Origin of the sequence: Wolbachia endosymbiont (group B) of Longitarsus flavicornis (genome assembly GCF_964028135.1) — a bacterium.
Lineage (GTDB): Bacteria > Pseudomonadota > Alphaproteobacteria > Rickettsiales > Anaplasmataceae > Wolbachia.
On record NZ_OZ034758.1, the window covers coordinates 924,371 to 950,671 of the forward strand.

Sequence of the window (26,301 nt, forward strand, 5' to 3'; positions counted from 1 at the left end):
ATGTACAATAACTTACGCGACTTCATCAGAGCATTAGAAGAAAAAAAAGATCTAATTAGAATTAAAAAAGAAGTTTCAACTATTCTTGAAATGACAGAAATTCATCGTAGGGTTTTGTCAAACAAGGGACCAGCTATCATCTTTGAAAATGTTGTCACAGAAAATGGCAAAAATTCAATTCCCGTTTTAGTGAATTTATTTGGTACTATTGAGAGAATTGCATTCGGACTTGGTATAAATTCTGATGAATTAAGGGATCTGGGTAAACTTCTAGCATTTTTGCGATCACCTGAGCCGCCAAAAACCTTCAAAGATGCTGTGAAAATGTTTCCTCTACTAAAAGTTGTATTGTCGATGCGGAGCAAAGTTGTGAGCAAAGCCCCATGTCAAGAGGTGGTGCTAACTGGGGATGAGGTGGATCTTAGTTTGCTACCTATTCAGACATGCTGGCCAAACGAGCCTGCACCGCTTATCACTTGGCCACTTGTGGTAACAAAAGGACCAACAGCAGACAAGCAAGATAATTTCAATCTTGGAATATATCGTATGCAGGTTGTGAATAAAAAAACGACTCTCATGCGCTGGCTTGCACATCGTGGTGGTGCAGGTCACCATAAACGGTGGAAGGAGAGGGGACAAAATATGAAGTTTCCTGCGGCTGCTGTGATTGGTAGCGATCCTGCAACAATTATTGCTGCGGTAACTCCGGTGCCGGAGACTTTATCAGAATACCAATTTGCCGGGCTGCTGCGAAAAAAACCACTTGAGCTTGTAAATTGTAAAACTATTCCTCTTCAGGTTCCAGCTCATGCAGAAATTGTTTTGGAAGGATATGTAAGTTTGGATAATTACCAAGATGAAGGGCCATATGGAGACCATACCGGTTACTATAATGCTGTTGAACAGTTTCCTGAGTTTAACATCACTGCAATTACAATGCGCAAAGATCCAATTTATCTCAGCACTTTTACTGGCAAACCACCTGATGAACCATCAATTCTTGGTGAAGCACTCAACGAAATCTTTGTGCCGATTCTTATCAATCAGTTTCCGGAAATAGTAGATTTTTATCTGCCCCCAGAAGGTTGTTCATATAGAATAGCGGTAGTGTCGATAAAAAAGGCTTATCCAGGGCATGCAAAAAGAATTGTTATGGGCACACTATCTTTTCTCAAACAGTTCTTATACACGAAATTTATTATAGTTGTTGATTATGATATAAATATACGTGATTGGAAAGAGGTGATGTGGGCAATGTCAACAAGAATGGACCCTGTGCGTGATACAATTACGATAGAGAATGCCCCAATTGATTATTTAGATTTTGCTTCCCCTGAAAGTGGTCTCGGAGGTAAAATAGGGTTTGATGCAACAAACAAACTTCCACCTGAAACCAAACGAGAATGGGGAAGAAAAATTGAAATGAGCGAGGAAATAATAAAGAAAGTTACAGAGAAGTGGAAGGAATATGGGTTGACAGATGATTAAACTATGATGTAGACTACCGCCGTGTATTTAGGTGTGGTTTGTGAGGCTTTTATATCTTTTATTTTTGTCGGCATGTTTTTCTCTGTATTACTATGTGGGTCCTACATTCTCGCCTTGCCCAAAAGCAGTATCCGTTCAGAGGTATGGTAAGGATAAAAAAGAATTGACATAACATATCAAAGTAATAATAACAGAAAATGTTGATAGTAAGGTAAGGCTAGATGCTTCAATTGTTGATCAGTATTGTAGAGTTATGTAAAAACTTAGAGCAAAAAGTAGCAAAGCTTGAAGAAAAAAATAAAATCTTAGAAATAGAGAATGCTGAACTAAGAGAGAGACTTGGCTTGAACTCAAGGAATTCATCTTTACCAAGTTCAAAAGAGCTGTACAAAATAAAAAAAGACACACCAGAAGATAAGTCAGAGGGTGGCAGGAAGATAGGGGGTCAAGTTGGTCATAAAGGAAATTATCGGATAAAAATGGAAGCAGATGAAGTAATTAGAGTAAGATTACATGATACTTGTGAATGTGGTGGAGAAATTGCAGTATGCAACAAACCCTATATTCACCAGAATGTTGATCTCCCAAAAATTAAGCCTTACGTAGTGGAATACCAACTAGAACATGGGCGCTGTCGTAAATGCGGAAAAAGAAGGAGTAGCAAATTACCAGAAGGAGTTACACCTGATACCTTTGGTCCTAGAGTTAAGTCAGTAGTTGCATCACTAAGTGGGTTTTATAAGAATTCAAAGCGAGAAATAGCGAATATCATGAAAGACATCTTTAACATGAGTATAAGTGTTGGTAGTGTGTCCAATAGCGAAGCAAGGGTCTCGTCAAAATGTAAAGAAGCCTATGAACAAATAGAGGAAGAAATGAAAGCAAGCGAAATTTTGCATATTGATGAAACCAGTCACTATAACAAAGGTAAATTGGAATGGTGCTGGATGTTTGCCAACAATAAAGCAAGTCTTATGAAGTTAGCAGATACAAGAGGAATGAAGTTTTTAAAGAATAGTGCATTTTGTGATTACAAAAATCGGGTAATTACCGACAGATATGGAGTTTACAACCACTTCAGTGATGAAAAACGACAAATTTGTTGGGCTCACTTATTGAGAAATTTCGAGAGGTTATCTCATAGCTGGAATAGTGAAGTAATGAGACTTGGCCATTGTTTAAAAGATGCAGCTAATGGATTATTTACATTAAAAAACGCTTTGTCAGAAAATGAAATTAGTATTTCAAAGTTCACTAAGCAAGCTAAAGAGTTACGAAGATTTATGCAGTACTGCATGATAAAAATATCTTATATACTTGAAGCAAAAGGAGCTTCACGAACGGTAAAGGGTATTATAAAATCCGAGCCAATGATGTGGACATTTTTGGATGATCCAGAGAATATTCCATTAACGAATAATCATGTTGAGCGACAAATACGGCATTATGTTGTCTATCGTAAGAATTCATATTTTGCACAGTCAGAGCGAGGGAATAGATTCCTTGAGCGGATAATTTCGTTGTATCTCACTTGGAGGCAAAAAAAGTTAAATCCATTTCAAAACCTTCTATCTATTGTCTCTTAAGCCACACCTCTGAACGGATACCAAAAGCAACAGTTTGCTTCTCACCTGAACAAGACTGTGCTGTACCGATAATCAGCGAGATAGACCAATCTAAAGAATCTATCTTAGTTCAAGAATATACATTTACTCTTGGAACAGTTGCAAAATCTTTGATTAACGCCAAAGAGCGTGGTGTTGATGTTAAAGTCGTCTTAGATAAATCACAACTCCATTCAAAATATAGTGTCATAAGCGAATTGTTTTCAAATGGAATACCGATTTGGATCGATAATAAGCCAAAAATTGCTCATAATAAGGTAATAATTGTTGATAATCAAAAGGAGAGTAGACCGGCGGAGCTTCCCCACCAGTCTCTCGCAGAACTGCACGGAAACCTCTCGACTTATACAGCTCCCATTATTTAGCCTTTTGATCCTAACCCAAGTGTCCAATGATAGAAAATACTTGGAGACCTCTTTCTCACTTTTCCTAGAAATTGCTTTGCTAGTCTTCCGTGATCACGAAGTTTCTTATATTTTGTCCTGACCCATCTTATGAGGTATCTCTCTATATTTCTGAGAGATGGATACATCTCTGATTTATAAAACCTGCCATAGTACTGAAACCAGCCTCTGACTATTGGATCTATTTTCTTCGATATTTCCTCTAGTGTGGTCCATGTAATCCGATGTATTCTCCATGACTTTATGGTTTTCTTGATCTTCTTCTTGGCTTTGTTACTAATTGCAGGTAGAAATGAGATGAAATAATTCCTCATCTTATTCTTTGCTACTCTAGGTCTAAAAGTATAACCTAGAAAATCAAAGCTTTGTTTAGGAAATTGTTCTTTTCTATCATCATCCTTACTGTACACAATCTGTGTCTTTTCAGGATGTAACTTCAATTTACACTTAGCCAATCTTTCTTCAATCATTACTTTCATAAATCCTGCCTGTCTTTTAGTTCTGCAGTGCACTATCGCATCATCTACATATCTTTCAAATGGTACTGTTGGATAATTTTGTTTCATCCACATATCAAACGCATGGTGCATAAATATGCTTGAAATGATTGGGCTTATTGAACCTCCTTGCGGAACTCCTTTATCCCTTGTTACCCTACTGCCATCTGCTTGCTGAATGGGGGCTTTCATCCACCTCTCAACATACAGTATGACCCATTTGCAGTCTGTGTGTTTCTTGATAGCCTGCAGTGCTAAATCGTGGTCCAGATTGTCGAAAAATCCAGATATATCAAGATCTACCGTCCAATCATTTTTCCAACATCTCTTCCGTGCTGTGTATACCGCATCCAGCGCAGACTTATTTGGTCTATAACCATATGAATCTTCGTGAAATTTCGGTTCTACTAACGGCTCAAGATACATTGTAGCTGCTGTTTGCGCTATTCTGTCGAATACTGAAGGCACACATAAAATTCTTTGCCCTCCTGTATCTTTTGGTATCGCAACAGCTTTTACCGGCTCTGGAAAATAACTTCCGGATGACATCCGATTCCATAATTTGTATAGATTATCCTTTAGATTTTCTTCAAACTTTGTTATCGAGACCTCATCTACACCTGCTGCACCTTTATTTTTCGATACTTGTTTATAAGCTCTCCAAATAAGTTGCTTCGGTATATCAAAAGACTTTGTTTTATTCATTAACTCCTCCCTTTCGGTTGATAAATAATTAAAACTAAATAACTTAGCCCCTTCACTCCATTTCCATTACAGAAACTTCTTCGCTACTACGAGCTAATCCGCCCCTGTTTTTCGCATCGGTACTCTCATCCTCAGAGATCAGCTCTTTGGACTTCTCCCTTTTCATCGAAACGACAGGTTCCCGTAGTTCCATGCAATAGCCTAAAATAGATTCACGCCACTTTTATGCCGGACGCCACCTACCCAGTAAACAAGCTCCCAGTAGATTCATCCCAGGTTAACGACTACCCCCTGGTTTTGACGTCGTCTCTACGCTTTCGACACTTCATCAGTGGTTCACTTGCGTTCGTCTCTCTATTTCATACATGACACATAATTGTGCCTTTTCCATAACGCTCACTACCTTAGCTCTTTACCAAAGCAGCTTATGGCTGTTTGAAGCCTGCTCTTGCAAACCGGCTCCGAGGGGCCCTCCCTCATCTACTGCACAGCTTCAACACTTTCCGTGTTTCTACGGCGCACAGTCATCACAGGATCGTTTAACCTCAGTAAGACAGCTGAAAAGGGAAACGCTGAAAATTTATTAATTATTGAAAATTATCCTGAATTAGTCCAGCAGTATGTGAAGAACTGGGAAATACGAATGTCACAATCCTATCAATATACTCCCTAGATACTTGATATCAAAAAAAGTCTTTTTATTGATAGATGTAATTTCTTGTGATATAATAAATTAAAAGGTTTTAAGGGGTAGGTAATGGATTACATAAATGATGCTGCTGATAGTTACGCTGCCATTCATGATTTTTTTCAAAATAATGGTGTTGGAGATTACAAAGTTCAATGCAATTATGGTGGTGTACCGTATGCTACTGACGAATATGTACATTCTGGAGACAAATTTTGGAGCAATAATTTTATAGACTCACATTTTGGAAGGGAAATAAAAATGTATCCTCAAAGTGAGCTTTTAGCTAAAGAGTATGCTGGTAATACACTACCGGTTTCAATATCACTAGACAAGGATCTAATAAAAATAAAAGAATGTCAGAAAAAAACTAAATTTGTAGAACTAGAAGGGGAATCAGGTGATATAGTATATGATAAGCAAAAGCATATAAAGTGCTACACGACAAAGTTATCATATGACGATGTTTCTGTTCATAATAAAAACGAAGTTTCAATACTGAATATTAGATATGATATGCCAAATGATCCGAGATACAGTTTAAACATAGCCTTCACAAAGGTTAATGATAATCAACCAGGGTTTTGGCAAAAATTTAAAAATATGTTTTAATAAAGTAGCTTCTCAATCAGGAATATTCTGGTGGAAAATGAATATCTACTTAGTAATGAATTTGGTCAGTAGCTACTAAGTTTTTCTTATAGCTATACAACGAAGGTTTGCTGGTCTTACATTTATTCTCTGCAAGACAAAAAATTCACATAATTGTACATAGTATGGAATAAATAAACTTCCACTATATTTTTCGATTAAACTTACCTTTTCTCTATTGAACAGATTTCGTATTAAATCTTAAGTTCAACGCACCTAAATATATAAGCATTCCCAGCAAAATCATAGGTATAGAAAGCAACTGTCCCATAGTTAAATTGAACCATAAATAGCCAATTTGATAGTCTGGCTCGCGGAAAAATTCAACCATAAAACGTGCTACTCCATACAACATAACTGCAACTCCAGTTGTTGCACCATAATACAATCTCATTTTGTTCAAGAAAAATAGTGAATTTACAACTACGAAAAGTAGCGCTCCTTCAAAAAATGCCTCATAAAGTTGGCTTGGATGGCGCAATAAATTATCACCACTTTCTGGAAATACCATACCCCACGGCATAGTTGTAACCTTGCCAAATAACTCTCCATTTATAAAATTACCTATGCGGCCTAGAAGTAAACCTATCGGAACTCCACAAGAAATTAGATCCAGTGTGTAAAATATAGGAATGTTATGTCTTCTACAGGAGATTATTACTGCAAGCAAAACTCCTATAGCACCGCCATGAAATGACATACCTCCTTCCCAGGTCTTTAGTATTTCGATAGGATTGCTTATATAGAGAACTGGATCATATATCAATACGTACCCAAGCCTACCTCCAAGGATAATGCCTATAATAACGGCTGTTAATAACGAATCGTAAAAATTCTTAGTAAATATTTTTTGATTGTCTAGCTTATGTAAATACCAATATGCAAAAACTATACCCAAAACATATGCTAAAGAGTACCAATATATAGAAACAGGACCGATGCTAAAAATAACTGGACTTAAAGACATATTTTACTACAAATTATTCTTAGACAATCTACTTTTCTCACGTTCCCACTCTCTCTGCTTTATGGTTGCTCTCTTATCGTAGAGTTTTTTTCCTTTCACAATGGCAATTTTAGTTTTTGCCAACCCTTTATCATTAAAATAGATAGAAAGTGGCACAACAGTTATTCCAGAGGTTTTGATTTGACCAATTAGCTTATTTATCTCTTTTTTATGCAAAAGCAATTTACGTTCTCTTTTTGGCTTGTGATTCTTTTGGTTTGCAGCTTTATACTCTGCGATATGCATATTGTTTAGCCATATTTCACCTTTTTTTTCAGTAATGTAAGCATCAGAAATGTTTGCTTTTCTTTCCCTTAGTGATTTCACTTCACTACTTAAGAGTATCATACCTGCTTCAAATTCTTCTAAGATAAAGTATTCAAACCTTGCTTTTCTATTTTCTGCAATAACTTCCATATCTAAAGATATCTTTAAGCTTCAATATATTACAGAACTTTTGGTTTAATTCATAACAAAACAATTATCTCAGTAAATGCAAGTTTGGTTAAAAAAGCTCCAATCTTCCTGCAAGTGTAATTTGTTCCACTCTTCCTACTGCCATTTCAGCCCTAGGACTAGCATTACCTGACAAAGAACTTATCACATCTTTGCAGCCCCATTCAATAGCAAAGTGTAAAGGAGCATATCTATTATTGTTCTGTTTACTAACATATGCCCCACTTTCAATTAAAATATCTCTTATACTTTCATGATCGCTAGCAAAATGCAAAGGAGTGCGTCCACAACTATCCCACACATTAACACATGCTCCATGTTTAATCAGAGTTCTTACTATGTTTTCATTATCACTTTCAGCAGCAAAATGCAAGGGAGTGCTTCTATAATTATCCCACGCATCGACATATGCTCCGTGTTCAATTAGAGCTATTACTATGTTCTCATAGCCACTCTTAGTAGCAAAATGTAGAGGAGTGTGTCCATCATTGTTCTGCGCGTTAACATCTGCTCCACATGCAATTAGAGCTCTTACTACACTTTCATTCCCACCTTCGGCAGCAAGATGTAAAGGTGTACATACATCATTGTCCCACGCATTAACATTTGCTCCACTGTCAATTAAAATATCTAATATGCCTTTGTGGTTCCATTCAGCAGCAAAATGTAAAGGAGTGCATCCATCGCTGTCCCATGCATCAACATATGCTCCATATTCAATTAGAGCTATTACTATGTTCTCATAGCCACTCTTAGCAGCAAAATGCAACAATGTAGTTTCTACCATACGCGTCAAGTTAAGAGATTGTGAGCAAATTTAGAGAGGTTAAAGTGGATACTCTAGCCCTTCTACGTTTGTCTTTTAATGAAAATCGCGACCAAGTTATAGTGAGTTTTTTAAGAAATGCTTTTAAACTATTAATTTTGGTTAATACTAAAAATAACTCTCTAACCCGCCTTTTTAGCTCAATAAATGCCTTTGTTAAGCTAAGTTCTGTATTCTTTTTCACTTCTGTGCAACCAACCATGCCGTGAAATATAAGAATTGCGCACAATTTAGCATATAGTTCACATAATACTCTGCATGGCTTTCCTTTTAGCTTATCAAGCCTGATATGGCTTTTATACAATTTAAATAATAACTCAATTTGCCACCTTACTCTGTAAATCGTTAATACTTGCTCAGCACTAATTTTATTTTCTGGAACATTAGTTATAAATATTGACCAGTTCAACAATTTTTGATTTCTTTTAGAGGATGTATATCCCTGCGATCTTGCTAATCTATTAGCTTTCCTTCTTCTGGCCATAGACTGTTCTTCAGTTAGTTTCTGACATATAATTCTTACTCTAATTTTTGCTTCTTTTCCTAACAATACCTCGTTTTCTAAAAATAACTTATCCTCTAAACATTCTAATAACTCCATTTTTTGATTTGTTTCTACATCATATATGTTGGTATCGGATTTATAACGACTTATGAAATAAGCTCCTATTTCATTGATTTGTTTAAAAGAACTTGGCACAAAATAACCGAGATCAGATATTAGCAAATCATTGCTTAATATATTACTTAAATGTTTCCTATATCCCTGGTCTGATCTCACTGCCATTAAGTTAAGGAAAAGTGATGAACTGTATTATAAAATCAGGTAAGATTCACAAATTAAAAGAAGTAATGACATGAGTAAAAAAAAGAATAATCATGTTTATAAAAAATAAATTGATGAGTTTAAACTTTATAAACGCACACAGAGCATCCTCAAAAGACTTCTCACGAAAAAGAAAGCTGCCCTTCGTTAATGTATTTCTCCTGATTTTTAGAAAGAGTGTAAAGTCATTACAAGTGATGCTTAATGAGTTTGTTCTGCATACAAGAAAAGATTATACAATTACGGCAAGTGCATTTACTCAAGCAAGAAAGAAGCTAAAACATACTGCGTTTTCAGAGTTAAATGATGATATAGTTTCCCTATACTACCAAGATCAGGAATTTAAAACCCACCATGGCTTCAGAGTACTTGCATTTGATGCTTCAATACTGATTCTGCCAAAGAGCGACAAAATAATAGGTGAGTTTAGCTCAAGAGCAGTATGGAATGGAATCCAGAGATTTGAAGACTATACAAGTGCAACCTTTGAAGTTTGCTACGATATGCTAAATAATATTGCAATAAAATCTGTGCTAAGTAGAGGTGACAGCTATGAGGTTGATTTAGCAATCGGTATGCTTGAATCCATAAAATCAGACGATTTGTTAATCTGTGATAGAGGATACGTATCTTATCGATTTCTTGCTGAGCTTACAGGAAGGAAAATCAATTATATAATTCGCTGTTCAAGTTCGTCTTTCAATGAAATAAACGCTATGTTTAAGCCGGAAAGCCCATCTAGTACGGTGGTAGTGTCTACCGCACCTATTAAAGTAGCAAGACAGCTACGAAAGCTAGGATTACCTGATGAGATGAAATTCAGGTTAGTCAAAATAATACTTTCTTCTGGCGAAGTTGAAGTGTTAGTAACATCTCTGTTAGATGAGAAACGTTTTACAGTTGAAGAGTTTGAGAGATTATATTACTTGCGCTGGGGAGTAGAAACATTTTTTTCTAGGCTGAAGGGAAGATTAAATTTAGAGAATTTCACAGGAAAAAGTATTGAAACTATCAAGCAGGATTTTTGGTCAACTATCTTCATCAGTAATCTAGAAAGTATCATGATAGAAGATGATGAAGAGACATTGAGCTCACAGAATAGTAAACTAAAAAAAAGCATCAATAAATCTGTCTCATTTAATGCGATTAAAAACTTAGCCTTTGATATTTTTTCTACAGAGTCAGACATAGACTGCATTATGGATCGACTATCACAGTTATTTTTGATGAACACTTTAGTGGTGAGAAAAGGGAGAAGAGTTGATCGTCATAAGATATCTGATATTCGTTCACTCAACTACCAGAAAAGAGCTAGAAAACATGTGTTTTAAATTCAAGATATCTTTTCAGTATCATTGCATTAGTACATTCTTTGCAAAATAACCTGCAATTATTACTTTTTTAAATAACTTGCACTTTTCAGACTCCCTTTTCTTAAAAATTCACCCTAGTATTTACCATAATTATCAATCACTTCAAATTTTTTGTCCAATCTTAACTTCTCTTTCCCTTAACTTAATGGCAGTGGGTCTGATCTTACCCCCTCCGTTAAATTAAGTTGGTCTATTATCTGATTCATGTAGTCGAAAACTAATTGTAACTTTATTCCATACTTAGTATTGCTTTCATAGCCACTGTAGCTAGTACCATAACCTTTATACATCTCTTCCATACTGTTAGGTAGAGTAATATAGCTACTGTCCAATAATTTAACACTATTAAATTGCTGTAAGATTTTGCAATCAACTTGCAAGATATTTTTAAAGAGAATCACAGATTCATTATACATCCTTTTCATAAATTCCACTGCTTCTTCAGTAAATCTAAAATCCAAACCTTGTTTTGTTATATCTATCGAGTCCTCGTTTAGTAATTGACACATTGTTTCTACGCTACAATTATCAACTCCTATATTACCCAAGACCATGGCTTTTACGAATGATGAACCTTTTAGCTTTCTCTTTCTTTTTATAAACCTTGTTGTAATTGAGATTTTCTCTGCTTTTTCATTAAAAAATTCTTTGAGCTTTTTTGATAAGCTAGTTATTTTATTCATTGGTTCTCTCACTAAAAGTATATCTGGGAGAACTTATACCTTATTATTCTATCTCTTTCATACCTTTATTTCCTTAACTTGACGCGTATGCTTGAAGGAACTGACTCGTCCAAAACGTGTTGAATACTATCTGCAATCTCATTCATCAATGCAACCTCTACAAAAATTAGAGGTTCGTTTGGTATTTTGTAATGAAAGAAAGCAAAACAGAGACGATCAGAATCTAGCCTATTTTTTAGGTCACCCCAAGAAGAAATTTTATGTACAGCTTCATATTTTATAAGTTTTTCCAACAATGATGCAGGTGAATCCCAGGTGATTTGATGAAGATCAAGTAGATCAACATCAACCAAAGTACAGAGTATATTTTTTAATTCATTTTCTAGTGGGTTTAGATTTTCATATTGGTTCTTTAGCTTAAGCACATCAGAACGCATATCAACAATAAACTTAAGACCTTCTGGTAAGGAGATAAACTGCTTCAATATTTTAGAGCGTGGTGATTCAAGGACTTTTATTAAGTCTTGTTCAAACTTATAGCTCGACTCAGAATCTTGATTTTTCTTATATACTTTTATTTCTTCATCTATTTTCGTTTTATCCGGATTGAACTTTTCTGCCAGGGTTTGTAAAAATTTTATTTGACCTGCCTCTGATAAACTCAAGTACAAATTACCAAGAGATACGGTGTTCTTACGTGCTGAGACTTCACCCCCCTTTGGGTTTAAGCATTCGTTCATCTTCAAGACTAAACTATCGACATCGCGACTACTACTTAAATCAGGGTTAATATTGCCAACCCATGATCTTACAGCGTTTGCTACTTCACCTAGTATCTTAAAAAAGCTCTTTGGTGCTTTCTGATCTTCAACTTTCACTATATCAGTTTTTGCTAATGATTCTTTTGTCATAAATTCCTTTTACTATGTATCTATCTTAATTTAAAGAAAAATCTTAGTCTACAAAGAAGGCATATACTTTCATGGTACAACTATTTTATAATCTATTTAAAATTTTCGTAAAGAGAGTTAGATTTTTAATTTTATTATTCTTCTTATAAAAGTACTTTTATTATAAAAATGACCTTTTTTCTCTTCCTTTTTCGGGTAAGGCTGATTTTTTAATTACCTAGGCGAAGTTACTTAATTTTTACACATCTATTGTAAAGTACAAAATCTGACTTTGGAATGAAAATGCTAGCTGATGCTTGGACTTTATTGATACTTACGCTACTTGAAACTATACTTGGTATAGACAATTTAATCTTTATTTCTCTAGCAATAGATAAGGTGCCAAATCTGCTGAGAGAAAGAGCCCGCCTTATAGGTTTTGGCTTGGCGCTATTGATGCGTTTTGTAATACTATTTTTTACATCATATATATTATCAATGCAAAAGCCTATATTTCACACTGTATCTCTGGATATCTCAGTAAAGGATTTACTTATGATTGCAGGAGGGTTATTCCTTATTGTTAAAAGCTCTATGGAGTTATGGAGCGACATTTTTGTACATAAGGAGAATAAAACAAAGGCAAATGTTAAATCACAATTTTTTTTAGTTGTGCTACAAATTATATTAATAGATTTAGTTTTTTCGGTTGATTCGATATTAACTGCCATAGCATTAACTCACAATATGATAATCATTGCCATAGCATTTACATTTTCCATACTAGCGATGCTATTTTCATCAAGTTATACCGCTCAGGTAATAAAATCCAACCCAAGCTTAAAAGTAATTGCCATTCTATTTATTTTACTCGTCGGTGTATATCTAACACTTGAAGGGCTTCACATAGAACTACCAAAAGCATGTTTGTATTCTTCATTTATGTTTGCATTGCTTGTGGAAGCTATAAGCAAAATAAAGAAAATACAGCCTTGAAACTATTTTACACGAAGCAAAAATCCAATCAGTGCGTGACGTACAACTGTGCGAACATTTTCTAGCAGGAAGGTGTCATCCCAATGCTTGACACTGGGATCCATTTTTCCATCATCAAAAACATTGTATTTTTACATTACTTTTATGCTTACCAACTTAACTGGATGCCAGTGCCCAGACACTGGCATCCTACAGATAATGTTCATACAGCTGTGCGTCACACGCTCTACTGTCAAGTAGGTGCTTGCTGTCCATTTATTAAGGCGGCAGATGGTTTCTCTGCTCCATCAACTTTAGTACTAGGCTTTAGTAATGCATATGTAGCACAACCAACTACCAGTGCTGCTGCTGTAACTGCAACCACTGCTATAACGATAGGTGTCAACTGAGCTGCAATTATTCCAGTTGTAAAAAGTGCCACTGCTATAGCAGTGCCTAATAATCCAGTTACTCCACCGGCAATCTTTGCTTTATTACGCGCTTTTACAAAAGAGCCTCCTCCTGCGTCTAATAGAGCTTTTACTACGTCTTGACTCTTAGCATGATCTAAAGGAGTCTTTCCATATTCATCTACTTCATTAACATCTGCTCCTGCTCCAAGTAAAACCTCTACTATCTCTTTGCGAGCATAAATAGTAGCCCAGTGCAAAGCAGTGCGATCAAACCCATCTTTCACATTAACATCTGCTTTTGCTCCGATTAAAACCTCTACTATCTTTTTGCAAGGAATAAAGTGCAAAGCAGTGTGCCCACTTTTATCTCTCACATTAACATCTGCTTCTGCTCCGATTAAAACCTCTACTATCTCTTTGTGACCATGAATAGCAGCAGAGTGCAAAGCAGTGCGATCAAACCCATCTTTCGCATTAACATCTGCTTTTGCTCCGATTAAAAACTCTACTGTCTTTTTGTAATTATTCTCAGCAGCTATAATTAATAACGTCCACTTTTCGTATAGGAGAGTATCAAATGCATGATTTACACCAAATTGATCTTTCTCCCACTTTTGATATAGATCTTGATTCTGTTCCTTTAGTTCTTCTTGTATTTTCTGAATTATATTACTTTATTTAAATCTTCCTTAGCCTCAATCGTCTTCAGTACTGTTTCCAGTAATTTATACTTTCCTATCATGATTTTATCTTCAATATTAAAAGAATTATTTAATTATTACATAATAATGATAAAAAGTCAATTAAAACAAGCTAATAACTGGGATTGTGAATAGTAAATTAGATTCAAGTAGCCTCTGTGGTGTCATTCAACTTCGTTGTCATCCCAGTACTGGGATCCAGGAACCAGCGTCACGCGCTGGAATGACATTAAATAGTTTTCCTTAAAATTTGAGTTATGCAAGCAGCCTCTTTGGTGTGATTCGAGTAGCTGAAACTGGAATGAAATTATTGCTACTCCCACTCAATAGTTGCTGGTGGCTTGGAAGTTAAATCATACACAACTCGATTTACTCCGGAAACTTTGTTAACAATTATACTACTGACGTCTTGCAAAAACCTCCAAAATACTAACGAATGTTGATCTTTATTTTCAAATGGAAATGCATCAGCTGTCATGCCATCAGATGAAGTCACAGCCCTTAAAGCGCAAACATATCCGTATGTACGATTATCTCCCATAACTCCCACAGTTTTTACTGGTAACAGTACAGCAAAAGCCTGCCATATTTTATCATACAGATCATAATTTTTCATTGTGTTGATATATATTTCATCTACTTCTTGCAATATTCGTACCTTTTCTTCATCAACCTCACCTATGATCCTCACTGCAAGTCCAGGCCCAGGAAATGGATGTTGAAATATTATCTCATCTGAAAGCCCAATTTCTTTGCCAAGCAGCCTTACTTCATCTTTAAAGAGATAGCGTAAAGGTTCTACTAGTTTCAGATTCATTTTTTCTGGCAACCCACCAACATTGTGATGAGATTTAATTGTACTAGTGTTTCCTGAAGCGTGCCCTGATTCAACTACATCAGAGTAAATGGTGCCTTGCATTAAAAAATCCACATCACCTATTTTTTTTGCCTCTTCTTCAAATACTTCGATAAAAGTATTGCCGATAATTTTTCGCTTTTCTTCCGGATCAGTTATTCCCTTTAACCTACTTAAAAACAAGTTTGATTTATCAACGTAATTTATTGGAATTTCTTTTAACATAGCAGTGGTCTGGCTCTTACGCAATAACCCAGTATCGATAAAAATACAGTTTAATTGTTTTCCTATAGCTTTGTGTGTAAGAACTGCTGCAACACTTGAATCAACCCCCCCACTTACTGCAGCAATTACTTTTTTCTCCCCTACTAAGTTTTGAATTTTTTCCTTCTGTTTTTCAACGAATGACTTCATTGTCCAATCTCTCTCACAATTTGCAATATCTAAGAAATTAGAGAGAAGTTTACTACCATTTGTCGTAGGCTTAACTTCAGGATGGAACTGAGTACAGTAAATCTTCCGCTGTTCGTTGGCAATTATTGCGATTGTTTGATTTATTATACCTGAGGCAATAGCAGTAAATCCTTGCGGTATAGTTTCGACACTGTCTGCATGGTTCATTAGCACATCGACTTCGGAATTAACGTTCCAAGTATCCTTTATAATTGGGGATTCTTTTAGTATCTTGATTTTAGTTTTGCCAAATTCCTGATTGAATTCTTTTCTTACCTTTGCCCCGAAATAATGACAAATGAGTTGCTGTCCATAACATATTCCAAGTATAGGAGTGTTTATTGTTTCGTTAAGTTTTATAATTTTATGTGCTACTTCACTTACTTCAGAGCAATTGTCATTTACAGATTGCGGTCCTCCAGAAAAAATAAATCCATTGAATTTTGATACTGTTTCGAAATCGATATTGCTTGGAAATATTTCACAGTAAACGCCCATTTCCCTGATTTGTCTTGCAATAAGCTGTGTAAACTGTGAACCAAAATCAATAACGGCAATTGCTGACAATGTGCTCCTCCATATTATTTAAAGCAATATTTGATAATAAAGAAAACAATAAAGTAAGTAAACTAAGACCTGTTTAAAAACTTTAATATATGACTAAAGTAACTTAAATTTACCGCAACAGATTTATGATTAAGCTGTCTTAATTATCATTCTGATACTCTCTTCTTATCATAATAGCAACCCCAACATCTTTCCTTAAGTTGATGCCATTGCCTGAACGGATACGTTTAATATATATATAAATTCCTATCTTTTATATCTAATAAACCAAGTGTTGGTACGATTGTTGCTTTCAGGAAGATGACGGTTTCTACTGTCTTAGCCAGTTTTTTTGACTTTTGATGCAATAAGTTTTGGTTATCTTTTCTATGCTCTATAAGCCCACCAATTACCATAACTTCGCCGCTCTTAATTTTTAACGTAGAGTGCATTTCTCTGGTTTCAATAATTGGAATGTCACTATTTAATTTCATTTTATTCTGCTGTGCGACATATTCTATATTTGGGTCTTTAGTGTAATCGTTAATTCTTGATAAGGTTGGATGTATATCCATGAATATTTCATTAGTATCAATGTTAATGCTTGGGTGGATTATTAACACCACACCTATTGGAGTGCTATTCATCTTGGTAATTAAGGCATGATTGGAGTTTCCGGTATCTTTCTGTATATCGGAAGTAAAATAGATATGGTTTTTAGTAAATGAAATCATTGCTTGCTGATTATTTATAGCATGTACTCTAGGGCTTGAAATTACGGTTGAAGTGCCAAATTTATTTAAAATTTTTACTAAATCTCCTAAATCACTCACACTAGAGTTAATTGCTAGGTCAATAATAGAGTTACCTTGATTTGTTATAGATTTGGTTTCATTATGCAAATCATTTAAGTTGATACCAGAAAGGTATTTATCGTCTAATAAAACTTCAACTATTTTGGCCTCGATCATTACTTGAGAAGACGCCAATTTCTTAACTTTATTAATATATTCTTCAACAGCTTTGTGAATATCTTTTCTAGCATTTAAAATAATGACACCAGCTTCTCTGTTGGATGAAAGAAACTCACCATCATCTACTCCGTTAACATCCATTATTGCATTTAAGCCTTTTTCTAATGAATTCCATAAATCACTACTATATTGAGATTTCATATAGTTTCTATCACCATCACTGTCGGTAATATTGTTACCAATGATAAAACTCCTTTGCGCAGAGTGTTGAATATTGATGAAGTCTACGTAATAATTTTGTGCATATGGCAAATCTTGTTCAATTCTAATTACACCATTATTCATTGAGTAACGCAATTTGGCGCTGTTGGCTATATTCTGAATTACTTCGTTTATGTTCTTATCTTTTAGCTTTAAAATAATATTACCTGATATTTTGGGATCTATGTCTAAGTTAACGTCAGAAAGTTTTCCTATCTCAATCAGTAAATCCTTTACTGGTACTTTTTCATCAACATTAATCGAAAGAAACTGATTACTGGTTGTAAGATCGGGAAACTCTACCGGTAAAGGTATCATTTCTGGTATTGCTGGTTCGTTATTCTTCAAAGGAGTATTATATTGTTGCAACGAATAATCGTGCTTATAATTGTCTATATTAACAGAATGTTGCTTGTTAGGTAGATGTGTACAAGAAATAATGAAAAGGAGTATTAAACATTTTAAAATAGCCATGAGGGCAGCATACAAATCTATACTAATAGTTTTCTATAAAAATGTTAAAAATGTATTTAATTGTATCCGTTCAGGGGAGTGGTTTAAGAAATGATAGATAGGAGATTATGAAAAGGGTTTAGCCGCATGGAAGTGGGATGAAAAGAAGCACTGGTTTCACATGCGTCTGAACAGACACCATTTTACAGCATTTTAAATTTGTCCTGTGCAATGTTTGTACAGTTGCGATAAAAATTACTTGACAAATTTTGACAGCTTTGTTATTTTGATAGTGAAGATATTCTAGAGCTCGAAATCTATCTTCGTCTGCAGACTTTTCAACTTCATTAATTTATAATCTCTAGTTAAAGTATATTGTACTTATGTATAGATAACTTCTATCATAGCTATATACATTTTTCTGAGTTTTTTTGTATTACTTAGGAGGATCATCATGTTTAAAATCATGGATTACGCATATCATTGACATAAATGCCTTAAAAGGACAGATGGTACCTACGTCCTCTTTATATAGATTATGTATTTGTTCAGATACGACTAAATTGTGTCTAGTGTAGAAAAAATTAGACAAATTCAGCCTTATATAGAACCAAATTCAACGGAAGTAGAATTATCCTCATTTCCATAATAGTAAGGATTTGCTTCTTGCGTATTATTAACAGCAGTTTTTAATAGTACTTCCTTATCACTATTCCATGCAACTTTCTCCATAATTGGAATATAATCCTTACACTTTTGATTATCTCCACAATCCTTGATTTTACTATCATCATTTAGATAACGCTTCAATGCATCATAGTATACTTTAGTGTTATTACCCTCTTTATCTATCATTTGTCCTAAGGTATTAACAAGTATCAATGGTGCAACTTGTTTTGCTTTTACAACACTTGTTTCACTGGGCTCTCTAAAGAGATTAGGACATGCTCCTCTGGAAAAAAAGCTTTTGTTGAATTCTGGATTACTATGGTAAACGTTCGGGTAACAGAAACTCTTAATCTCTTCTTCTTGACACGCTAACTCTATTTGATCATCCACACATTTTTCACATTCTATATTACCAAGCCAGGATATTGAATTAAGATCCTCTGTAAAGGCAAATTTAAAATTTACTGCACCATAATTACCATTTGCTCCCTCTTCTATATATTTTGCAATCTTAGGATTACTGTACATCTCAGGATATAATTCCTTTAGTAAATCAGATGAACTAAAACCTTGACAACCTATCTTATTATCAACTTTATAAAAATGAGAATACGGCCCACAATTTTCATACTTGGAACAATCTGAGGTTACTTTTCGAGATGTAATTTCTCCATTTTCATTCTCTCCTTCATCGGTAACAGGTTCGCCCGTACCACTTCCTTTTTTACATTCTTCAGCTATTTTTTTATACCACTCAGTCTCTGCTTTTGCTCGCTTAACTTCCTCTTCACATTTCGTAAGCTTCTTTTCTACTAGTTCAAAATCCTCTTTTACTACGGAACTATTTGTAAATTCCTTCTCAGTCGTAGTTTCACCTTCAGTGATCTCATCTATATCCTCTTCACCATAAAAAAGTTTGTTGTTATATAAATAACTATTATTAATTTGGTCACTATAGGTGTTTTTTGACATCGGAACCTCCTCTACAGTCAAAATTGAAATTGTATTAAAATAAAAAAACTACAAATTTAATGTGAGTAAAAGAAACCACATTTCAAGAAACTTCATGGTAACTTAGGAGCTATTATAAGCTAAAGTAATTAAAAATTTAATAACTTGCATTATAAATATAGCATATCTATCAATAGAAATTTTCTTTCAATTTCTAACGTATCTTTGCTAATTTTGCATACAGTTCACCTTAGAGAGTCATGATTCTTCTACTTTCATGTGATTAATCACTATAATCTTGAAGTGTGGTTTGTACGTAATTAGTTCTGGAACTTGCTAATGGATGATTGCTCTACATTTTAATCTCTGTCGCTGTTCACAACATTACACTCTGGAACTGCATACCTAATACCGCATACTGATTTCTCTCTTTATCTTCTGCAAATTAATTAAATGAAGGGCATTAAGTATCCACACTACTAAAAAAAGTGTGGTACAAAATATAAACATTGCAATGAGTGGCAGCAGTAAAGAACCTTCTATTGCTACTCCACCTTTTCTAAAAATACTTGCTGGCTGATGAAGAGTAGACCATAAATTCACAGAAAATTTTACTATGGGAATATTTATAGCACTAAAAATGGCAAATACTGCTGATGATTTCTCTGCTCTTGCTTGATTATCAAAAGCGCTCCACAATGAAAGATAACCAACATACAGAAAAAACAAAATCAGCATTGAAGTAAGCCTTGCATCCCATACCCACCAAGTACCCCATGTTCCTTTTCCCCAGACGCTACCTGTGATTAAGCATATTGCCGAAAAGACTGTCCCTGCAGGAGCAGCGGCATGTGCTAAGACACTAGCAACACTATTATTCCATACCAACGAAATGAAACTGAGTGATGCAATGAGTCCGTATATTCCAAGAGCAAGCCATGCAGAAGGCACATGAAGATACATAATTCGTACAATTTCTCCTTGTTTATAATCTCCTGGGGAGAAGAATAATGCCAAGAACATTCCAATTAAAAAACATGCGAAACAAATAACCCCAAGCCAAGGTAGAGCTTTTTTAGCAAAAGAAGTGAAATTTGTAGGCTTTAATAAAAACATTCGTTTTGAGAATAATTGTGTTAAGAATTTATCAATTAGTTTGAGTTTTATCAACAAGATAGTTTTTCTATATTTACGTAGTATAATAAATTAGCACAATTTCAGTAGCAGATTGCTTGCTATTATTTTTAGTATAACGTTGATGACCCTTAAAAAGCTTAACCTACACTTAGTGTCAGATTCAAGTGGTGAAACTGTTATATCAGTTGCAAAATCAGCTCTGAAACACTTTCGTTCTGTAGAAACGATCGAATATGTTTGGTCTTTCGTAAAAGGAGAAGAGCAGATTGACAAAATTTTAGAGGAAATTAATAGAAAAAGTGATGAGCATAATTTTGTTATATGCACTATTACTAATGATGAGCTAAGAAAATATCTAAAAAATAATTGTATAAAGCTAAAAATTCCCTACAGAGCGATATTATCACACATTATTAGGGAAATCTCATCCTATCTTGAAATTGAAAAAGACGAAAAACTTGACTTACATGCTGAGATAAATAACGAATATTTTCAGCGCATTGAGGCAATAAACTATACCATTAATCATGATGATGGACAAAATATTCAAGATATTGATAAAGCCGATATAATTTTGGTTGGAGTTTCACGCACATCAAAATCTCCCACCAGTATGTATTTAGCTTACCGAGGCTATAAAGTTGCAAATGTTCCTTTTGTTAGCGAGATACCCTTTTACGTCGACTTAGCAAAATTAAAAAATAAACTGACTATAGGAGTAACAATAGACGTAAGAAGGCTAATAGAAATACGCAAAAATAGACTGACTTCAATTAATAATGAAGGTAATAATATATATGCTGACCCTAGAAAAGTAGAAAAGGAAATTAAAGAAGCAGAGGAGTTCTTTAAGCAAAATAACTGGCCAATTATTGATGTCACGCAAAGGTCAATCGAAGAAGTATCAGCAACAATTATACAGTATTTTAATAAAATGTGAAAAATTTATCAATTGACTAACTCTCTGTCAGTGATCATAATGTAAGGTAGTTCTATTCTTACTGTAGATATGAAAGTTAAAGGGTCACTAAAATCTCATCGTAACAGAGATAAAAATTGTAAAGTTGTGAAAAGGGGTGGTAAGGTTTATATTATAAATAAGGTAAAGCCAAGATGTAAAGCGCGTCAAGGTTCTTAGCTTTTTGTTTTCCTTTTTATGTCATATGTTTTTCATATGGAAGCATGGTTAGAAAGAAACAAAAATTGTTGCATAGCACTGCCCATTTCTTCTCTTACATTATATTTTGGTATTAACATGATTACAGGCAGACGTGGCTTGTTAACATTAATTAACTTAAAAAAAAGAAATTAATTACGTGCGTCAACAAGTCCATGAATTTTAGTTCCACCCTAAGCCCTCTTGAGCTTGAGAATTTTTTCTATATATAGGCTGAGCATGAATGACATCTGATCATCAATTATGCAAATCTTGTTGTGCATACTTAAGTCATTTTGCCAAAATTCCCTTTTTGCATCACCTTTTAAACCTCTTGTGTATATTTCTGTAATTGTGGTAAATTTTTGATCATTGGCAGCCACTTCTCCACACTGCTTCCATACATATTCTCAACTTCTTCTCGCTTTTACTGTGTATTCCTTTTGTGCTCTTTAAAACTGTACCTTCTATATATATATTTATTGTCATTAGGCTAATTTACCGCTTTTTTTCCATTTTTATACTTCCTGCCCTTGATTAATTTGACCTGCTAACATTTTGTTTACAGGGCCTGCTATTAACTCTGCACAATTTATTCTTATGGTAAAAACTTCTTCTTCACTCTTATTTTTCCTTAACTTGACGCATATGGTTTGTTAAATACTCCCGTCTGTCAAGGAATTTCTACTCATGAAGGTTATGGCTTGGAAGATTACTGAAATTTTGAAAAATGTAGTCTACTTCTATATTCAAATATATCAAGCAGTAATTCAAAATTAGCTATTGTACCTTTTGCACTATTATATGCAAGGTTGAGCAATTCTCTGTCCTCATATAAATCAGCAAATTTAAACTCCATGCACCCTGATTGTTTTGTGCCTAGAATGTCTCCGCTACCCCTCAGCATCATATCCTTTTCAGCAATATAAAATCCATCTTGTGACTCACACATAATCTTTAACTTTGAATACGAACTTTTACTGAGATTGTCATATAACAGTACACAAAAAGACGGTTTATTTCCTCGTCCTACTCTACCTCTCAACTGATGTAATTGCGATAACCCGAACTGCTCTGCATTCTCTATAATCATAATAGTTGCATCTGGTACATCTATGCCAACTTCTATCACAGTAGTTGCAACAAGCAGAGAAAATTCATTCCTCTTGAAGGAAAACATCACTTGATCTTTCTGCTCTTGAGTTAGTTTTCCGTGTATTATTCCAACTCTATCAAAAAATGTCTTTTGTAGTTCCTGAAAGCGCATTTCTGCTGCGGCAATATTGAGTTCTTCGTTTTCTTCTATATATGGACAAATCCAATATGCTTTTTCGCCTCTATTTATAGCATCTTTCAGTCTTTGAATAATATCTGATACTTTTTTAACGTTCATAATAACGGTTTTTATTGGCAATCTAGATTTTGGTTTTTCCCTTAAAATAGAACATTCAACATCACCATACATAGCTTGCTGCAAGGTTCTTGGAATGGGAGTTGCAGTAACAAAAAGTATATCGGTATTTTCTCCTTTTCCTACCAACCGATTCCTCTGTATCACTCCAAATCGCTGTTGTTCGTCTATGACTGCGAGTCCTAAATTTTTAAATGTAACGTTGGCTTGAAATAATGCATGAGTACCAATTACTATATTTAAAATACCACTTGCAAGTTCGTTCATAATAATCTTTCTTTCCTTGCGCGCAGTTTTACCGGTAAGCAAAGCAACTTTTATATCAGTACAAGATAGAGCTTCTTCGATCCAATTATAATGTTGCTCAGCCAAGATAGTAGTTGGTGCCATTAGAGCTACTTGCATGTTATTTTCTACCACATTCAGCATCGCAAAGAGTGCAACTACAGTTTTGCCACTCCCAACGTCACCTTGCAGCAGACTTACCATGCGGTATCTGGATTTTTGTCTTTCTGAGATTTCATCTATCGCTCGAATTTGATCATTTGTTAATTGGAACGGTAATTCATTTAAGACCTGCTCTTTGTATTTACTCAATGTTATAAATTCTTTTCCCTCTTTTTTTACATGATTTTCCCTTGCAAGCTTTAGTGCCAACTGGTACGCAAATAGCTCATCATAAGCAAGTCTTTCTCTGCAAACTTCTGCTTCTGCGAGTGAGCTCGGTCTGTGCAATCTTATGATGCTTTCTTTCCAATTCAGCCATTTCTTTTGCTTGATTAATGTTTCATCTATCCACTCTGGCAAATCAGGCAAATCTTTTAGATTAGAACTTATTATGTTTCTAATGCTCTTGTTAGTAATACCGCGACATAATTGGTAAACTGGCTCTATGCAGGCTATTTCTTTAAATAGATTGATATCAGACAACATGTAATCTGGGTGAGTAATTTGCCAATGTTCGGCAAACTTTTCAAGTTTACCACTGATTACTATATCTGTTCCAACTGGAAATAATTTATACAAATATTTAACTGAGTAATTAAAAAAAACTATAAATAAATACTGACTTTCACTTTCAACGATTATTTTATATGGCCTACCTCTAACAGTGGGGCGCTGGTGCTCATACACTTTTGCCACAAAAGTTGTAAATTCTCCCACTTGAGCATCAGGTAGTGATTTACTTCTATCCACATAACTGAGCGGCCTATAAAACAGCAAGTCCATTACTCTGTCTCCACCGCAAAGTTTAGGCAATATTGCGGAATGAAACCTTGGTATATTCTCAATTTTACTATTTAGAAAAGTCAGCACACTTGACTGCTCATCAACATTCATACTGTGTAAAACCGTTTATTCATAATAGAGCCTTACTAAAATCCTGTCACCCTATTATGACTGTCTATGTTAAGTATATTATTGACATATTAACTATTTTTATGTATTATTATACTATCAGCAATTCATATCAAAGTATTAACAATGAACAACTCTATACAGGAAAAAAAGGGAAATCCAGTAGTTACACTCAAAGCTCAGGCAGAAAAGTTTAATTTTAGTATGCTAAAAGCGCGTGAAGATAGTGTTGAAGCGAAATCTGGTTATCAGGCGTATCAAGACATTGACAGAATGGATTTTACTATTAATGGTCAAAGTGTAGATAAAATCTTAATTAAAGCACTGATAAATAAAGACAAAAAAGAATTTGACAAGGTTTGGACAGAACATTACAAAAACGAAAAAACTCCTGATAATAAAAAAACTGACCAATACAAAAAGAAATTTGAAAAATTTTACAATCTCGGTACAGATTATGCTCACCTATTACCAAAGGAAGAGAACGGAAATTATCGACCATTTGTAAAAGAAGTTTTTAAGGAAATATTTGAATGTGCTGAAGTTCAAGTTCCAAGCGATTCTATCCTCGAGGAGTTAATTGTTAATTGCAACCAAGCAGGGTATGAAGCTATTGTATTTATAGAATCTCAAATTGCGCTTGAACAATATTCACTTGTAGTACGTTCCCCTGAAAAAGTTATAAATATCGATTATGTTAACCAAAATAATGTGAGTATTAGGTCTGATATGAAACTACCGATACTCTTCCAAGAGAGTGATGGTCAATTAGGTGACAAGGTATGTGATCTATCCAGCTCACTGGAATTTACACTTGAATCTCAAAATGGGAAAGATGATGTGATATATAAAGATGGCAAATTGTCACTTACTGTGCCCCGAAAATTGAGAGATTACAAAATTGATGGCAGAAGTTTATTTGATATTATTAAAGAATATTTCTATAAATTCTGCGAGAAGTTAGGGTTCAAGTTTGAAGTAGAAATAGAGCATGATTTAGGTGATCCGATGAGCTACCTCGAAGAGGTAGCTCTGCCCATTCATAGCAATGAACACGAAAATACACCCTAAAACTAACAATTAAAATATCTCAAGTTCTGTTAGCTTATTTGCATAGTCAGTTGTACTAGACGCAACTTAATCTGACAGAAAAACTAATATCAATCTCTATGTTTGATGCTACTAATATTTTTCTAAAAAGCAATATGCTTGCTATCAAGAAAAGTCTGCATAGCAATATTTACCTAAATGAGGCCTTGTCTCAATTCCTAAATATAGCTGTGATTTTCTGGTTTATCATAGCCCATATCAGTCAAAATGCGCGATAATAGCACCATCAAAGAAAGATATATTAAAAAGATTAGCGGCAGTAATTGCAGTTTTCTCTGTTTGCCATAGCAACTCTTGAGTAGGTATCAATAATAATGATAATCTATATATCTGCTATAAAACCTCGAGATCCGTAGAATAGGGCTGACTAAGGTTCTCATACATTCCTGTATGCTGAGAACATAAAAGCTCTTTTGATTCTATTCCTAAATCCTCAAGTATTTGCTCCTGTTCAGCTATAAGTTCTAATAGCCCTGTTCCACTTTCACTTACTTCACTTCGTTCAAGACACATAAGTTCTGTTAACTCTGCTATGTCTTCTCTAGAAAGCTGATTTTTTTCAGAAAAAGTTGCTTCACTCATATGGTCCTCTTTTTGATATAAAGAGTATCTTATACAAGAGAATAACTAAAATAATCTAAACTCTTGTGTCATATTTGTAGCTTGGTGTAGTTATATGGTACATTTCAGATAAGAGTACTGATTATCTAATTGTAGGAGAAGACCTAGTCAAAATATAAAAAAGCAGTGGAATTGGG

At 34.5% G+C, this 26,301-nt stretch carries 20 protein-coding genes and 5 pseudogenes; 10 read left to right on the top strand and 15 right to left on the bottom strand.

From position 1 onward, the window contains the following. The 3 genes and pseudogenes from ABWU45_RS04285 to ABWU45_RS04295 all read left to right on the top strand — a co-directional run. Entirely contained in the window at positions 1-1,488 is a 1,488-nt protein-coding gene (locus ABWU45_RS04285; protein ID WP_052264652.1) for a UbiD family decarboxylase, read from the top strand. A gap of 233 nt (positions 1,489-1,721) precedes the next feature. Continuing rightward, complete coding sequence (tnpC, locus tag ABWU45_RS04290) at positions 1,722-3,074, top strand: IS66 family transposase (RefSeq protein ID WP_353279066.1); 1,353 nt, start codon at positions 1,722-1,724, stop codon at positions 3,072-3,074. Positions 3,075-3,088: 14 nt separating this feature from the next. Next, a pseudogene (locus ABWU45_RS04295) lies at positions 3,089-3,394 on the top strand (phospholipase D-like domain-containing protein); the annotation flags it as partial. A gap of 80 nt (positions 3,395-3,474) precedes the next feature. On the opposite strand, the gene ltrA reads toward ABWU45_RS04295, so the two are convergent. Both ltrA and ABWU45_RS04305 read right to left on the bottom strand, forming a co-directional pair. After that, the gene (gene ltrA / locus ABWU45_RS04300) at positions 3,475-4,719 is read right to left on the bottom strand and encodes a group II intron reverse transcriptase/maturase (protein WP_007302363.1); all 1,245 of its coding nucleotides are present in this window, start codon (positions 4,717-4,719) and stop codon (positions 3,475-3,477) included. A 52-nt stretch (positions 4,720-4,771) separates the two neighbouring features. Then, positions 4,772-4,912, bottom strand: a complete 141-nt coding sequence (locus ABWU45_RS04305; protein ID WP_019078704.1) for a hypothetical protein — start codon at positions 4,910-4,912, stop codon at positions 4,772-4,774. Between the two features lie 330 nt (positions 4,913-5,242). On the opposite strand from ABWU45_RS04305, the pseudogene ABWU45_RS04310 reads away from it, so the two are divergent. Further along, positions 5,243-5,392: pseudogene (locus ABWU45_RS04310) on the top strand (phospholipase D family protein); the annotation flags it as partial. Positions 5,393-5,476: 84 nt separating this feature from the next. Then, a complete protein-coding gene (locus tag ABWU45_RS04315) occupies positions 5,477-6,019 on the top strand; it encodes a hypothetical protein (RefSeq protein WP_010402210.1) in 543 nt (180 codons plus the stop codon). A 214-nt stretch (positions 6,020-6,233) separates the two neighbouring features. Here the strand turns inward: ABWU45_RS04315 and lgt are convergent, their stop codons facing one another. From lgt to ABWU45_RS04335, 4 genes and pseudogenes are all read right to left on the bottom strand, one after another. Then, entirely contained in the window at positions 6,234-7,025 is a 792-nt protein-coding gene (gene lgt, locus ABWU45_RS04320) for a prolipoprotein diacylglyceryl transferase (RefSeq protein WP_264683137.1), read from the bottom strand. Between the two features lie 6 nt (positions 7,026-7,031). After that, complete coding sequence (smpB, locus tag ABWU45_RS04325; RefSeq protein WP_264683138.1) at positions 7,032-7,481, bottom strand: SsrA-binding protein SmpB; 450 nt, start codon at positions 7,479-7,481, stop codon at positions 7,032-7,034. 88 nt (positions 7,482-7,569) lie between these two features. Continuing rightward, entirely contained in the window at positions 7,570-8,307 is a 738-nt protein-coding gene (locus ABWU45_RS04330; RefSeq protein ID WP_353277924.1) for an ankyrin repeat domain-containing protein, read from the bottom strand. A 10-nt stretch (positions 8,308-8,317) separates the two neighbouring features. Further along, positions 8,318-9,142: pseudogene (locus tag ABWU45_RS04335) on the bottom strand (IS4 family transposase); the annotation flags it as partial. An 83-nt stretch (positions 9,143-9,225) separates the two neighbouring features. On the opposite strand from ABWU45_RS04335, the gene ABWU45_RS04340 reads away from it, so the two are divergent. After that, a complete protein-coding gene (locus ABWU45_RS04340; RefSeq protein WP_353277926.1) occupies positions 9,226-10,503 on the top strand; it encodes an IS4 family transposase in 1,278 nt (425 codons plus the stop codon). A gap of 197 nt (positions 10,504-10,700) precedes the next feature. On the opposite strand, the pseudogene ABWU45_RS04345 reads toward ABWU45_RS04340, so the two are convergent. Beyond that, positions 10,701-11,240: pseudogene (locus ABWU45_RS04345) on the bottom strand (IS4 family transposase); the annotation flags it as partial. Between the two features lie 77 nt (positions 11,241-11,317). Further along, positions 11,318-12,139: pseudogene (locus ABWU45_RS04350) on the bottom strand (malonyl-CoA decarboxylase domain-containing protein); the annotation flags it as partial. Between the two features lie 282 nt (positions 12,140-12,421). Between ABWU45_RS04350 and ABWU45_RS04355 the strand changes: the two are divergent. Continuing rightward, positions 12,422-13,114, top strand: a complete 693-nt coding sequence (locus ABWU45_RS04355; RefSeq protein WP_029237607.1) for a TerC family protein — start codon at positions 12,422-12,424, stop codon at positions 13,112-13,114. 232 nt (positions 13,115-13,346) lie between these two features. On the opposite strand, the gene ABWU45_RS04360 is transcribed toward ABWU45_RS04355, so the two are convergent. The 5 genes from ABWU45_RS04360 to ccmC all read right to left on the bottom strand — a co-directional run bounded on the left by ABWU45_RS04360 (position 13,347) and on the right by ccmC (position 20,486). Beyond that, positions 13,347-14,048 (bottom strand): ankyrin repeat domain-containing protein, encoded by a 702-nt coding sequence (locus tag ABWU45_RS04360; protein WP_353279081.1) that lies wholly within the window; start codon positions 14,046-14,048, stop codon positions 13,347-13,349. A gap of 472 nt (positions 14,049-14,520) precedes the next feature. After that, positions 14,521-16,083 (bottom strand): glutamine-hydrolyzing GMP synthase, encoded by a 1,563-nt coding sequence (guaA, locus tag ABWU45_RS04365; RefSeq protein ID WP_139686404.1) that lies wholly within the window; start codon positions 16,081-16,083, stop codon positions 14,521-14,523. 227 nt (positions 16,084-16,310) lie between these two features. After that, the gene (locus ABWU45_RS04370) at positions 16,311-17,786 is read right to left on the bottom strand and encodes a type II secretion system protein GspD (RefSeq protein ID WP_264377143.1); all 1,476 of its coding nucleotides are present in this window, start codon (positions 17,784-17,786) and stop codon (positions 16,311-16,313) included. Positions 17,787-18,350: 564 nt separating this feature from the next. After that, positions 18,351-19,391, bottom strand: a complete 1,041-nt coding sequence (locus ABWU45_RS04375; protein WP_353277928.1) for a hypothetical protein — start codon at positions 19,389-19,391, stop codon at positions 18,351-18,353. Between the two features lie 384 nt (positions 19,392-19,775). Beyond that, positions 19,776-20,486 (bottom strand): heme ABC transporter permease CcmC, encoded by a 711-nt coding sequence (gene ccmC, locus ABWU45_RS04380; RefSeq protein WP_264377995.1) that lies wholly within the window; start codon positions 20,484-20,486, stop codon positions 19,776-19,778. A gap of 142 nt (positions 20,487-20,628) precedes the next feature. Here ccmC and ABWU45_RS04385 point away from each other — a divergent pair, with 142 nt between their 5' ends. Both ABWU45_RS04385 and ykgO read left to right on the top strand, forming a co-directional pair. Further along, positions 20,629-21,447, top strand: coding sequence for a pyruvate, water dikinase regulatory protein (locus ABWU45_RS04385; protein WP_264375245.1), 819 nt, complete (start codon positions 20,629-20,631; stop codon positions 21,445-21,447). A 69-nt stretch (positions 21,448-21,516) separates the two neighbouring features. Then, positions 21,517-21,645 carry a type B 50S ribosomal protein L36 gene (gene ykgO / locus ABWU45_RS04390; RefSeq protein ID WP_006015378.1) on the top strand — a complete coding sequence of 43 codons (129 nt, stop codon included), beginning with the start codon at positions 21,517-21,519 and terminating at the stop codon, positions 21,643-21,645. Between the two features lie 730 nt (positions 21,646-22,375). Here the strand turns inward: ykgO and recG are convergent. Continuing rightward, entirely contained in the window at positions 22,376-24,415 is a 2,040-nt protein-coding gene (gene recG, locus ABWU45_RS04395) for an ATP-dependent DNA helicase RecG (RefSeq protein ID WP_353277930.1), read from the bottom strand. Positions 24,416-24,559: 144 nt separating this feature from the next. On the opposite strand from recG, the gene ABWU45_RS04400 reads away from it, so the two are divergent. Continuing rightward, a complete protein-coding gene (locus tag ABWU45_RS04400; protein WP_353277932.1) occupies positions 24,560-25,504 on the top strand; it encodes a hypothetical protein in 945 nt (314 codons plus the stop codon). Positions 25,505-25,876: 372 nt separating this feature from the next. On the opposite strand, the gene ABWU45_RS04405 is transcribed toward ABWU45_RS04400, so the two are convergent. Next, positions 25,877-26,125: a hypothetical protein gene (locus tag ABWU45_RS04405; protein WP_007301923.1), complete on the bottom strand. Its 249-nt coding sequence runs from the start codon at positions 26,123-26,125 to the stop codon at positions 25,877-25,879. Positions 26,126-26,301: the final 176 nt, after the last annotated feature.